Here is a 13,558-nt window from a genome sequence, read left to right as displayed (position 1 = left end):
GCCGGCCGCACCTGCCCCGAACCCGGCAGCACCGGCGAGCCCCGCCGCCACCCCCGCGACCCCGGCCGCCGCCCCGGCACAACCGGCCCGCGTCACCAAGGTCTTCTGGTACACCGACCGCCGCGTGGCGCTGTGGGTGTTCTCCCCGTCGATGAACACCGAGATCCAGGTGCAGCTGCTGCTGGCCCGGGACTGGTGGGCCAACCCGCAGGCGAAGTTCCCGCAGCTGACGATGCTCGACGGTCTGCGTGCGCAGGACGACCAGAGCGGCTGGGTGATCAACACCGACATCGTCGACTTCTACAAGGACAAGAACGTCAACGTCATCCTGCCGATCGGCGGGGAGTCGAGCTTCTACACCGACTGGAAGGAACCCGACCGCGGGAAGAACTACCAGTGGGAGACCTTCCTGATCCGCGAACTGCCGCCGATCATCCAGGGCGACTGGCGTTCCACCGACGTCCGCGGCATCGAGGGACTGTCCATGGGCGGTTCGGCGGCGATGATGCTCGCCGCCCGCAACCCCGGCTTCTACAAGTTCGCCGCGTCGTTCTCGGGCATCCTGCAGATGACCTCCTACGGCATGCCGCAGGCCATCCAGTTCGCCCTGCGTGACGGCGGCGGCTACGACGCGATGAAGATGTTCGGTCCGCCCAGCGACCCGGCCTGGAAGGAACACGACCCGTACCTGCTGGCCGACAAGCTGCGCGGCACGAGTCTCTACATCTCCTCCGGCAACGGCATGGTCGGGCCGCACGACAGCCCGTCGGACATCCCGATGCTCGCCACCAACTACTCCGGCGTGGGCCTCGAGCTGCTCAGCCGCGTCACCTCCCAGCAGTTCGCGATCAAGCTCAACGAACTCGGCGTCCCGGGGCAGGCCGTCTACCGGCCGTCGGGTACCCACACCTGGCCGTACTGGGAGTTCGAGATGCAGCAGGCCTGGCCGCAGGCGGCCGCCGCCCTCGGCCTGTCCGGCGACAAGGTGGCCTGCAGGGTCAGCGCGGCGTTCAAGAAGGTCGCCGACCGCGCCAAGCTCGGCGCCTGCCTCACCCCCGAGTACGGCGTCACCGGCGGCAAGGCCCAGGACTTCGCCAACGGCCGCATCATCACCGGCCCGAAGGGTCCCAAGGTGGTCACCGGTGCGATCGGCGGTGCCTACGCCGGTCAGGGTGGCCCCGGCGGCAAGCTCGGCCTGCCCACCAGCGACGAGCAGCCCTGGCGCGACAAGGGTGCGTTCCAGACCTTCGCGCACGGGCGGATCAACTGGACCCCGCGCGGCGGGGCGCAGATCACCCGCTGAGGCCGCGAGTGTGGGCGCCAGGTGTGGCTCCCCTGAGATCACCGTGAGAGTTCGCAGGGTTTTCGCAGGTGAGGTGCTCGGGGTGCGGAAGACGGTCGGTGGCGGCGGGTAGCCTTGCGCTGGCGGTCGGGGAGACCCCGGCGTCGGGCGATCTCGGAATCGCCGGGCGGTTGAGCGAGGAAGTGATGATGACGAAGTACCTGCGGCTGGGGCTGCTGCTGGCCGGTGCGATGTGTGCGGTCGGTTCGGTCGCGGCATGTGCCGACGATTCGACGGCGACCGCCCCGATCACCAGTGCCCCGGTGACCACCACCTCGGTCTATTCGTCGTCGCCGAGTGCGTCGGCCGCGGCGAGTCCGGTGGCACCCGCGGGCTCGGACAGTGCCTCGCAGTCCGCCGCCCCGAGCGCCGGTTCGAGCCTGCCGGCCACGGCACCGTCCGCGGTGACCACCACCCGGTCCACCGCCGCCGACGGCGGTTTCGCCGCACCGCAGGGGCAGACGCTCACCGACAAGGACCGCAAGTACCTGCAGGCGTTGCGCGACCAGAAGGTCACGCTGCTCGGCGACACCGACAACAGCGTCGCCCTGACCCTGGCGAACTACGTCTGCAGCGCCGAGAAGAAGAACACCGATCCGGTCACGGTGAAGGGCTATGTCACCGCGCTGGTGTCGCCCGGCACCAACAGCACCCAGGAGGCCAACGCCAAGGCCGACAAGGTGATCAAGGCCGCCGAGCAGAACTACTGCTGAGGCACGGATCCGATCTGTGAACGCCCGACGTAAAGCGCCGCGCCGCCGCCGGCGCGGCCTGGCCCTGTTCATCTCGTTCATCGCACTGATCGCGGTGATCGCCCTGGTCCTGATCCTGATCTGGGTCAAGGGCCTGTTCACCGGACCGCCGGAGCAGCCGGGCGGACGACCGCCGGGCACCTCGACCCCCACCACGCGGCCGGAGGCGCAACCGGCGTCGTGTCCGGACATGCTGACCCTGGTCGTGCCCGGCACATGGGAGTCCACCGCCGACGACGACCCGCTGAACCCGACGTCCAAACCGGCGTCGCTGCTGCTGCGGGTCTCCAAGGCGCTGAGCAACGAGTACCCGTCGTCGCGCACCGAGGTGTACACGGTGCCCTACGTCGCCGAGTTCCGGAATCCGACCAATCTCGGCGACCACCAGACCGACTACAACGACTCCCGCACCCAGGGCTACAAGCGGGCCGCGGGCAAGATCATCGCCACCCACGAGAAGTGTCCGCTGACCACCTACCTGATCCTCGGTTTCTCCCAGGGCGCGGTGATCGCGGGTGACCTGGCGAGTGCGATCGGTAACGGTCGCGGCGTGCTCCCGGAAGGTGAGGCCGACCTCGTGCGCGGCGTCGGACTGATCGCCGACGGCCGCCGCATGCCCGCCGAGGGCCGCCACATCGGACCGAACCCGCCGGGGGTCGGTGCCGAGGTGTCGCTGGGCGGCATGGGCAGTCTGGTCCCGGGCATCACCATGACCGGCCCCCGCACCGGCGGCTTCGGTAGCCTGCAGGATCAGGTCGTGACCATCTGTGCGCCAGGCGATCTCATCTGCGACGCGCCGACGGTCACCAACCCGCTGGGTGCGGTCAACCAGTTGATGGGGGCGATCAACAATCCGGTCCACGCGATGTATGCGACCAAGAAGTACTGGTCGCTGAACGGCTCCTCGGCGACCCAGTGGATGTACGGCTGGGCCACCGGCGTGATCGACGAGGCGCCGCGTCCGGCCCACAACTGAGCTCCACGCCGGCTGTCGACTTGGTGGGAACTCGCTGATCACGATCACGAACCGTTTGGTCAGGCCCGCATGCTGCACTAACGTGGGCTGCTGGTCCGCGGATGTCGCCCTTTCGGGGGAACCCGCGGAGGCTGCGACACCGACGCCATGACGGCAACGGATAGACCGAACGAGGAGACATCGATGACGCAGGTCGAGGCCGAACGGCCGGACGAGTCGACCGGGCTGCGTAAGTTCCGGTTCGGCGCCGGCGGTGAGGGCAACAAGGACGAGGGCGGCGCCCGCAAGTTCGTCAAGCTCGCCCAGACCGCCGAGGAGTACGGATACGACACCTTCGCGGTGCCCGATCACCTCGGCAACCAGGTCGGACCGATGGCCGCGCTCGGCGCGCTGTCCCAGGCCACCAGCACCATCCGGCTGGGCACCTCGGTGCTCGCCAACGGCTTACGTCACCCCGCGATCCTGGCCAAGGAGGCCAACACCATCGACGTCCTGTCCAAGGGACGTCTGGAGCTGGGGATCGGCGCGGGCTGGATGAAGGAAGAGTTCGACAAGGCCGGCATCGAGTTCGAGTCGCCCGGCACCCGAATCCGCCGCCTCGACGAGTCGCTGACCATCCTCGACCGTCTGATGCGCGGGGAGACCGTCGACTTCGACGGCGAGTTCTACCAGATCTCCGGCCTCGAGGGCAGCCCGCGGCCGCGGCAGGGCCCGCGCCCGCCGATCGCCGTCGGCGGTGGCGGCCCCAAGATGCTGGCCCTGGCCGCCAAGCACGCCGACATCATCTCCGTGGCGCCCGGCACCACCCCCGACGGCAAGATGAAGCTGTCGGACATGACCATCGAGAAGACCGCGGCGCGGGTCGACCGTATCCGTGAGGCGGCCGGCGACCGATTCGGTGAGATCGAACTCAACTGGACCATCGCCGTCATCGTCATCACCGACGACCGCACCGCGACCGCCGAGATGGCGCTGAAGGCCCTCGACCAGGGATATCCGCCGAACATCGAGCGCGACACCGAGTTCACCGTCGATGACGTGCTGAATTCGCCGTATATCGCGATCGGGGCGTTCGAGCAGATCGCCGACCAGATCCGGGAGGTGCGGCGCCGCACGTCGATGTCCTATGTCGGCGTGTTCCCCACCCAGATGGACGCATTCGCGCCGATCATCCAGCTCCTCAAGGGGGAGTAGGATGTCGGTTTGGTCTGGGGAGAACTGCCAAGAGACGCTGACGGGATAGGCGTAGGCGGCTGCGGGAAGTGATCGTTCCGCAGCCCGCCGACCATGAGACAACGAGTAAGAGACAACGATCACGTCCGATTCGAATGGGTAAACAGGACTGCGCTACCGTGTCACGCGGTAGCACGGAGTGGGTGCCGAGCCGACCGCTCGCCCGCCGGCCGAGACCGGCCGCGCAGGGTCGGTCGACGTGGTGCAACGGGGGAAGCATCGCGTGGCGCGGATGACGCGCCCCGGTCCGGTGGTCCATGCGGGGGCACAGGAGTTATGAATGCTGAACACTGAATTTGAGCAGTTCCTCGACGAGAACGGCCAGCTCCACTTCAACGAGGATGCGACGCTGGTCGACTATGTCGAGCGCAACGTGCGTGAACAGGCCGACACGCTCGCCTATCGGTTCATCGACTACAGCCGCGAACGCGACGGTGAACGTCAGGACCTGACCTGGGCGCAGTTCGGCAAGCGCCTGCGCGCCGTCGCGGCCCGGCTGCAGCAGGTCACCAAACCGGGCGACCGGGTGGCGATCCTCGCCCCGCAGTCGCTCGAGTACGTGATCGGCTTCTTCGCCGCGCTCTACGCGAGCAATGTCGCGGTGCCGCTGTTCAGCCCCGACGAGCCCGGCCACACCGACCGGCTCACCGCGGTCCTCGCCGACTGCGAACCCACCGCGATCCTCACCTCCACGAAGTCCGCCGAGGCCGTGCGCGACTTCTTCTCCGACCGTCCGGCCAAGCAGCGTCCGCGCGTCATCGCCGTCGACGCCGTGCCGGATTCGGTGGGGTCGAGCTGGGTGGCGCCGGTCGCCGGCAAGGACCACAACCGCGACACCGTCGCCTACCTGCAGTACACCTCCGGGTCGACCCGCGTCCCGGCCGGTGTGGAGATCACCTATCAGGCGGTCGCCGCGAACTGCCTGCAGATCTACGACTGCATCGAGATCGACCGCAACGCGCGCGGCGTCACCTGGCTGCCGATGTTCCACGACATGGGTCTGCTGACGGTGATCCTGCCCGCGCTGGGCGGCAAGTACATCACCATCATGAGTCCGCAGGCGTTCGTGCGTCGCCCGGGCCGGTGGATCCGTGAGCTCGCCGCCGACGACGACAACGCCCCCACCTACGCCGCCGCGCCGAACTTCGCCTATGAGCACGCCGCCGCGCGCGGCCTGCCGAAGCCGGGCGAGAGCCTCGACCTGTCGAACGTGATCGGCCTGATCAACGGGTCCGAGCCGGTCACCGTCAGCTCGATGAAGAAGTTCAACGAGGCCTTCGAGCCGTACGGCCTGCCGAAGACCGCCATCAAGCCGTGCTACGGCATGGCCGAGGCGACGCTGTTCGTCTCGGCGACCCAGCGCGACAACGAGGCCAAGATCGTCTACGTCGACCGCGAGGAGCTCAACGCCGGGCGCATGGTGGTCGTCGACGCCGACGCGGCCAATGCCGTCGCCCAGGTGGCGTGTGGTCAGGTCGCGCTGAGCCAGTGGGCCGCGATCGTCGACGCCGAGACCGGCGAGGAACGCCCCGACGGCCATGTCGGCGAGATCTGGCTGCACGGGCTCAACATCGGCGCCGGCTACTGGAACAAGCCCGAAGAGACCAAGGACACCTTCCAGAACACCATCAGCAAGGTCCTGCCCGCGGGCAGCCACACCGCCGGTGCCCCGGCCGACGCCCGGTGGATGCGCACCGGCGACTACGGCGTGTGGTTCGACGGGGAGCTCTACATCACCGGCCGCGTCAAGGACCTGGTGATCGTCGACGGTCGCAACCACTACCCGCAGGACATCGAGTTCAGCGCGCAGGAGGCCAGCACCGCCCTGCGTCCGGGCTTCGTCGCCGCCTTCGCCGTGCCGACCAACCAGCTGCCGCCCGAGGTCTTCGAGCAGTCCACCAGCGGCCTGACCTTCGACGCCGACGACGCATCCGAGCAGCTGGTGATCGTGGCCGAGCGCGGTCCGGGCAAGAAGACCGACCCGCAGGAGATCGCCGACACCGTCCGTGCGTCGATCGCCCAACGCCACGGCGTGATGGCCCGCGACATCCTGCTGGTCCCGGCCGGGTCCATCCCGCGCACCTCCAGCGGCAAGATCGCCCGCCGTGCCACCAAGGCCGCCTACATCGACGGCAGCCTGCGGGGCGGCTACAAGCAGACCGCGTTCCCCGACAGCGGCGAGTAACGCACCGGTCCGTGCGCTCGATCTACGGACGAGAGCTTCACCCATCCGCAGGGCCCGCGACATCGTGGGCCCTGCGCCAATTAGTCTGGAAGCGATGTCTGAACTGAATAGCGAACAGCCAGAAGGTGTCGATCCGGGCGCCAGCATTGCGAACCACGCAGCCGACGGGGAGACCGCCGGCGGTCTGACCGTTCCCGAACTGCAGGACTGGCTGCGCGACTGGGTGTCCGCGGCCACCGGTGTGCCCGCCGATCAGATCTCCGACGACCGCCCGATGGAAGAGCTCGGTCTGTCCTCCCGCGACGCGGTGGCCCTGGCCGCCGACGTCGAGGACAAGACCGGTGTCATCCTCACCGCGACGGTCGCCTACAACCATCCGACCATCGCCATGCTGGCGAAGCGGATCGTCGAGGGAGATCCCGACGAGGGTCTCGACGCCGACGCCGACCGCTTCTGGGAGCGCGAGCGCGACGCCGCCGATGACATCGCGATCGTCGGCTTCTCCACCCGCTTCCCGAAGGCCGGGCACACCCCGGAGTCGACGTGGGAGGCGCTCGTCGAGGGCCGCGACGGCATCTCCGAACTGCCCGACGACCGGTGGGCCGAGTTCCGCTCCGACCCGCAGATGGCCGAGGTGCTGGCCAAGCGCAACCTGCGCGGCGGCTACCTCGACGACGTCAAGGGATTCGACGCCGACTTCTTCCAGATGAGCCCGCGCGAGGTCGAGATGGTCGACCCGCAGCAGCGGCTGGCGATGGAGCTGACCTGGGAGGCGCTCGAGCACGCCCGCATCCCGGCCAGCGACCTCAAGGGCGGACAGGTCGGCGTCTTCGTCGGCACGTCCACCAACGACTACCAGCTGATGGCCGCACTCGGCCTCGGCGAGGGTTCCGACGAGACCGCCGCCTACGCCCTGACCGGTACCGCGACCTCGATCATCGCCAACCGTGTCTCGTACTTCTTCGACTTCCACGGCCCGTCGGTCGCCATCGACACCGCCTGCTCGTCGTCGCTGGTCGCCGTGCACCAGGCGGTGCGCAGCCTGCGGTCGGGGGAGTCCGAGGTCGCCCTCGCCGGTGGCGTCAACCTGATCCTCACCCCGGCCGCCACGGTGGGCTTCGACACCATCGGTGCCGTCGCCAAGGACGGCCACATCAAGGCCTTCTCCGCCGATGCCGACGGCATGGTGCGCTCGGAGGGCGGCGGCATGTTCGTCCTGAAGCGTCTGTCGGACGCCCGTCGCGACGGCGACACCGTGCTCGCGGTGGTCGCCGGGTCGGCGGTCAACTCCGACGGCCGCTCCAACGGCATCTTCGCGCCCAACCCGGAGGCCCAAGTGGAGGTGCTGCGCGCGGCCTACGCCGACGCCGCCCTCGATCCGCGACAGGTCGACTACATCGAGGCGCACGGTACCGGCACCATCCTCGGTGACCCGATCGAGGCCGACGCGCTCGGCCGGGTGGTCGGTCGTGGTCGCGTGGTGGGTGCCCCGGCCCTGCTGGGTTCGGCCAAGACCAACTTCGGGCACATGGAGTCCGCGGCCGGCGCCGGTGCGCTGGCCAAGGTGCTGCTCTCGCTGCAGCACGACACCATCCCGGCGTCGCTGAACTACTCGGGACCCAACCCCTACATCCAGTTCGACGCCACCGGACTCAAGGTGACCGCCGAGCCCAGCGAATGGCCGCGGTACTCCGGGCACGCCATCGCCGGTGTCTCCGGCTTCGGGTTCGGCGGGACCAACGCGCACGTCATCGTGCGTGAGGTGCTGCCGTCCGATCTCGCCGAAACCGTTGCGGCCGAAGATGTTCCGGCCGTCACGGAGTCTGCGGTCGTCGACGACGCCGACGCCGACGACGAGGACTTCCTCACCGAGGCCGAGCGGGCGATCCTCGCCGCGCAGGCCACCCGGACGCAGGCGCCTGCCGCCGTCGCCGAGACCGATCCGGCCGCCGGGTTCGCCCCGGCTGCGGTCGACGGAGCGGTTGTGCCGCTGGTGATCTCGGGATTCCTGCCGTCGCGCCGCCGGAAGACCGCCGCGGATCTGGCCGACTGGCTGGAGTCGCCGGCGGGCCGGGCCACCCCGCTCGCCGACATCGGCCGGGCACTGTCGCACCGCAACCACGGCCGTTCGCGCGCCGTGGTGATGGCCCGCACCCACGACGATGCGATCGCCGGTGTCCGGGCCGTCGCCGAGGGCAAGGCCAATCCGGCCGTGTACTCGTGTGATTCGCCGGATGCGGCGTCGGCGGTGTGGCTGCTGTCGGGCTTCGGTTCCCAGCACCGCAAGATGGCCAAGCAGCTCTACACCGAGAACCCGGTGTTCGCGAAGTACGTCGACCGCGTCGATGCACTGGTGGAGAACGAGCTCGGCTACTCGATCGCCGCGATGTTCCTCGACGACGAACAGACCTACGGCATCGAGACCAGCCAGGTGGGTATCTACACGATCCAGGTGGCCCTCGCCGACACGCTGCGGCACTTCGGCGCACGACCCGGTGTGCTGGTTCCGCATTCGATGGGTGAGGCGTCGGCGGCCTACATCTCCGGCGGTCTGTCCCTGGCGGACGCGACCCGCGTGATCTGCCAGCGGTCCCGGCTGATGGCCGAGGGCGAGGCCACCCTGACCGGCGACGACATCCGGCTGATGGCGCTGGTCGAGTACAGCGCCACCGACATCACCGATGTGCTCGCCGACTACCCCGATCTGGAGATCTGCGTCTACGCCGCTCCCACCCACACCGTCATCGGTGGGCCGGAGCCGCAGGTCGACGCGATCGTCGCGCGCGCCGAGGCCGAGGGCAAGCTCGGTCGCAAACTGCAGACCAAGGGCGCCAGCCACACCTCGCAGGTGGAACCGATCCTGGGTGAGCTCGCCTACGAGCTCACCGGGATCGAGCCGCTGCCACTGGATTTCGGCATCTACAGCTCGGTCGACCGCGAGGCCTACTACCGTCCGCACGCCGCACCGGTGCACACCGTCGAGTACTTCCTCAAGGGTCTGCGGCACAGTGTGTGGTTCTCCCAGGCCGTCGCCAAGACGGTGGAGAACGGACACCGCACCTTCATCGAGCTCTCGCCCAATCCGGCGGTGCTGATCTCGGTGGCCGCGGTGACCTTCACCGCGGGCCTGCACGACGCGGAACTCGTCGAGACGCTCAAGCGCAAGGAGGACGAGAGCCACGGCCTGGTCAACGCGCTGATGAAGCTGTACGTGCACGGACATCCGGTGGACGTCGCATCGCTGTTCGGTGCCGGTGGGTTCGCCGCGATCCCGCGGACCCGTTTCGACCGGAAGCCCTACTGGCTCAAGGCCCGGATCAGTTCCGGTGGTGGCGCCGGATCGGTGCCCGGAGCGCATGTCGCGCTGCCCGACGGCCGGCACGCCTGGGAGGTGGCCGCGGCTGCGGTCACCGATCCGCGTGAGCTCGTCCGGGCCGCCGCGGCGCAGGTGCTCTCCGGTGCCGCGGTCGGTGCGGCCGTCGCCCACGGTGAGTTCCCCGCCGAGGGAACCCTGACCACCACGCTCAGCCCGCACCCGGGCGGTGCGTCGGTCACGGTGCACGTCAAGCAGGACAAGAACTTCCGGTTGCTGTTCGAGGCCGTCGTCACCGGTGACCCGGATGCCGCGGCCACCACGGCACCCGCGGCCGTCGAGTCGGCGTCTGCCGCGGAGCCGTCCGGTGCCGCGGTCTTCGCCGACGACAAGGTGGTCGTCGAGGACGAGGTCGTCGACGACATCGGCGCCAAGTGGAACCCCGAATCCGGTGAGACGGTGGGTGACCGGCTCGCGATCATCGTCGGCGAGGCGATGGGTTACGACCCGCAGGACCTGCCGCGCGAGATCGCACTGATCGAGCTGGGCCTGGATTCGCTGATGGCCGTGCGGATCAAGAACCGCGTCGAGTTCGAGTTCGACATCCCGCAGCTACAGCTGCAGGCGATGCGTCAGGCGAACCTCGACGACGTCACCAAGTTCGTCGAGTACGCCGTCACCCACCGTGACGAGCTGGACTCGCTGACCCAGAACGTCGCCGGTGGAGGAGAACTCGACACCGCGGCGCTCAACGCCTACATCGACGAGCAGAACGCCAAGCGGGCTGCGGGATCGGAGACCGCCGCGGCTGAACCGGCGGTCGAGCCGGCCCTCGCGCCGACCCCGGAGGCCGTGGAGCCGGATACCGCCGCAGAGCCCGAACCGGCTGTGGCGCAACCGGCCCCGACGCCGGTTGCGGCAGCCCCGACCACCGACATCACCGATCAGCGGGCCGTCGCCGAGGCGGCCGGATCGGATGTCCCGCCGCGCGATGCGGCCGAGCGTCTGACCTTCGGTGTGTACGCGATGGTCACCAAGCGCTCGCCGGGCGGCATCTTCAACAAGCTGCCGGTGCTCGAAGAGGATGCGGCGCAGGCGCTCACCGACAAGCTCAACGAGCGCACCGGCGGCGAGATCGACGTCGAGGACATCCTGGACGCCGAGACCATCGAGGAGATGTCGAACTACGTTCGCGACTTCCTCGATGCGTCCGCCGACACCGACGGCTTCCTGCGGTACCTGCGGTTGTCGCCGGAGGGCAAGAAGTCCTACGACCCGGCCGCCGGTGACCCGGTGCCGATCCTGCTGTTCCATCCGGCCGGCGGCAACACCGCCGCCTACGAGGCGCTGCTGAAGCGGCTGCCCGCCGACCAGCCGGTGATCGGCTTCGACCGCGGTGTCGAGGGAACGATCGAAGAGCGTGTGCGCGAGTACCTCCCGCGTCTGCGTGAGGTACAGCCGAACGGGCCGTACGTCCTGGTGGGATGGTCGTTCGGCGGTGCGCTGGCCTACGGCGTCGCCCAGGTGCTGCGCGAGCAGGGCGAGAACGTCGCCTTCGTCGGTCTGATCGACGTGGTCCGTCCGCGTGAGGACATGACCGAGACCCCGGACACCAAGCGTGCCCGCCTCGAACGCTGGAAGGAATTCGCGATCCGCAACTACGATCTCGACGCCGACATCCCGATCCCGATGGATCGTCTCGTCGACGCCGACGACGAGGGGCAGTTCGCGATCATCATGGAGATGATGTCGATGTCGGGGACCAAGATCCCCGGCGGCATCATCGAACACCAGCGCACCTCGTTCATCGAGAACCGTGTGTTGAGCAACATCTCGCCGGAGCCGTATGACGGCAAGGTGGTGCTCTACCGTGCCGACAAGATGCATGCCGGCGCGATCGAACTCGAACCCCAGTGGGCCGAGATCGACGAGGACGGGCGATGGGGCGAGGTGGTCGACGACCTGGAGATCATCCACATCGGTGGCGATCACCTGTCGATCGTCGACGAGCCCTACATCGCGAAGATCGGTGCCGATCTCACCGAGCGTGTCGGTCGTATCCGACCGGACGCCCGCTGATCGCACCTGTTTCCGAACCGAAAAGAGACCGACCGTGACCGATACGACCGCCGCCAAGCTCGCCGATCTGCGCCAGAAGCTCGAACTGGCCAGGGAACCCGGTGGGGAGAAGGCGATTGCCAAGCGTGCTGCAAAGGGGATCTGTTCCCCACGTGAACGATTGGCGATGCTGTTCGACCCGGGCACCTTCATCGAGACCGGTGCGCTGGCCAAGATGCCGGGTGCCGCGGAGACCGGCTACGGCGACGGTGTGGTGACCGGTCACGGTCTGGTGCACGGGCGTCCGGTCGCGGCGTTCTCCCACGACCAGACCGTGCTCGGCGGCAGCGTCGGAGAGATGTTCGGCCGCAAGGTCTCTGCGCTGATGGAGTGGGCGGGCAAGATCGGCTGCCCGATGGTCGGTATCAACGACTCGGCCGGTGCCCGCATCCAGGACGCGGTGACCTCGCTGGCCTGGTATGCCGAGATGGGCCGCCGCAACGACCTGTTGTCGGGTCTGGCGCCGCAGATCTCGGTGATCCTCGGCAAGTGTGCCGGCGGTGCGGTGTACACCCCGGCGAACACCGACATCCTCGTCGGCGTGAGGGACCAGTCGTACATGTTCGTCACCGGCCCGGATGTGCTCAAGCAGGTCAACGGTGAGGACATCTCGGCCGAGGACCTCGGCAGTGCCCACAACCAGGCACGCTGGGGCAACATCCATCACGTGGCCGACGACGAGGCAGCGGCATTCGAGTGGGTGCGCGAGTACCTGCAGTTCATGCCGTCGAGCTGCTACGAGAAGCCGCCGGTGATCAATCCGGGTCTGGAGCCCGAGGTCACCGAGAGCGACCTGTCGCTCAACGACTTCATGCCGGACAACGACAATGCCGGCTACGACATGCACGACATCATCCTCAGGTTGTTCGACGACGGACACTTCCTCGAGGTGGGAGAGCTGTTCGCGCCCAACCTGATCACCGGTTACGCGCGCGTCGACGGCAAGTCGGTGGGTGTGGTGGCCAACCAGCCGAACGTGATGTCGGGGGTGCTCGACACCGATTCGTCGGAGAAGGCGACACGTTTCGTCCGCATCTGCAATGCCTTCAACATCCCGCTGGTGTTCCTGGTCGACACCCCCGGAATCCTGCCGGGCCTGGCCGAGGAGCAGAAGGGCACCATCCGGCGTTCGGGCAAGTTCCTGTTCGCCTACGTCGAGGCCGACGTCCCCAAGGTGACCGTGGTGTTGCGCAAGGCCTACGGCGGCGCATACGCGGTGATGGGCTGTAAGCAGCTCGGCGCCGACATCAACTTCGCCTGGCCGACCGCCAAGATCGCGGTGATGGGCGCCGAGTCGGCCGCAGCGGTGCTGACCCGCAGACAGACCGAGGGCATGTCGGCCGCCGACGCCGACAAGATCCGTCGCGACTTCATCGACTTCTACAACGTCATGATGGCGACGCCGTACCTGGCCGCCGAGCGGGGCTACATCGACGCGGTGATCGAGCCCGCCGACACCCGCCTGCAGTTGCGGAAGGCCTTGGCACAGTTGCAGGACAAGAACGTGCTGCGCACCCCGCGCAAGCACTACCTGATGCCCATCTGATCGGCCTTCGTAACCGATTGCACCACTGGGCGGTCTTCGTAGTGGGTTGCGCCGCTCGGTGGTCTTCACAACGGGTTGTACCGCTTGGTGGTT

Annotated in this window: 7 protein-coding genes; all 7 read left to right on the top strand. The window is 68.3% G+C overall.

Annotated features, from left to right (window positions below; all coding sequences use genetic code 11):
* The coding region (locus tag GD1_RS22405) for an alpha/beta hydrolase-fold protein (protein WP_059039679.1) at window positions 1-1,303 on the top strand (1,303 nt) is incomplete at its 5' end.
* Window positions 1,304-1,401: 98 nt separating this feature from the next.
* Window positions 1,402-2,055: a DUF732 domain-containing protein gene (locus tag GD1_RS22400; RefSeq protein ID WP_307190366.1), complete on the top strand. Its 654-nt coding sequence runs from the start codon at window positions 1,402-1,404 to the stop codon at window positions 2,053-2,055.
* 16 nt (window positions 2,056-2,071) lie between these two features.
* Window positions 2,072-3,070, top strand: a complete 999-nt coding sequence (locus GD1_RS22395) for a cutinase family protein (protein ID WP_053776676.1) — start codon at window positions 2,072-2,074, stop codon at window positions 3,068-3,070.
* Between the two features lie 183 nt (window positions 3,071-3,253).
* Window positions 3,254-4,264 (top strand): LLM class F420-dependent oxidoreductase, encoded by a 1,011-nt coding sequence (locus tag GD1_RS22390; protein ID WP_059039677.1) that lies wholly within the window; start codon window positions 3,254-3,256, stop codon window positions 4,262-4,264.
* 319 nt (window positions 4,265-4,583) lie between these two features.
* The gene (fadD32, locus tag GD1_RS22385; protein WP_020791898.1) at window positions 4,584-6,488 is read left to right on the top strand and encodes a long-chain-fatty-acid--AMP ligase FadD32; all 1,905 of its coding nucleotides are present in this window, start codon (window positions 4,584-4,586) and stop codon (window positions 6,486-6,488) included.
* A 94-nt stretch (window positions 6,489-6,582) separates the two neighbouring features.
* The gene (gene pks13, locus GD1_RS22380; RefSeq protein WP_059039675.1) at window positions 6,583-11,880 is read left to right on the top strand and encodes a polyketide synthase Pks13; all 5,298 of its coding nucleotides are present in this window, start codon (window positions 6,583-6,585) and stop codon (window positions 11,878-11,880) included.
* 34 nt (window positions 11,881-11,914) lie between these two features.
* Window positions 11,915-13,465 carry an acyl-CoA carboxylase subunit beta gene (locus GD1_RS22375; RefSeq protein ID WP_059039680.1) on the top strand — a complete coding sequence of 517 codons (1,551 nt, stop codon included), beginning with the start codon at window positions 11,915-11,917 and terminating at the stop codon, window positions 13,463-13,465.
* The last annotated feature ends 93 nt before the right edge of the window (window positions 13,466-13,558 follow it).

The organism is Gordonia desulfuricans NBRC 100010, from assembly GCF_001485495.1.
In the GTDB taxonomy this organism is placed as follows: Bacteria; Actinomycetota; Actinomycetes; order Mycobacteriales; family Mycobacteriaceae; genus Gordonia; species Gordonia desulfuricans.
This window is presented reverse-complemented; position numbering and strand designations above follow the sequence as displayed.

Bases quoted from the DNA above. Each gene is read 5' to 3' on its own strand.
- pks13 (WP_059039675.1), top strand. From the start codon at position 6,583: ATGTCTGAACTGAATAGCGAACAGCCAGAAGGTGTCGATCCGGGCGCC.
- fadD32 (WP_020791898.1), top strand. From the start codon at position 4,584: ATGCTGAACACTGAATTTGAGCAGTTCCTCGACGAGAACGGCCAGCTC.
- GD1_RS22390 (WP_059039677.1), top strand. From the start codon at position 3,254: ATGACGCAGGTCGAGGCCGAACGGCCGGACGAGTCGACCGGGCTGCGT.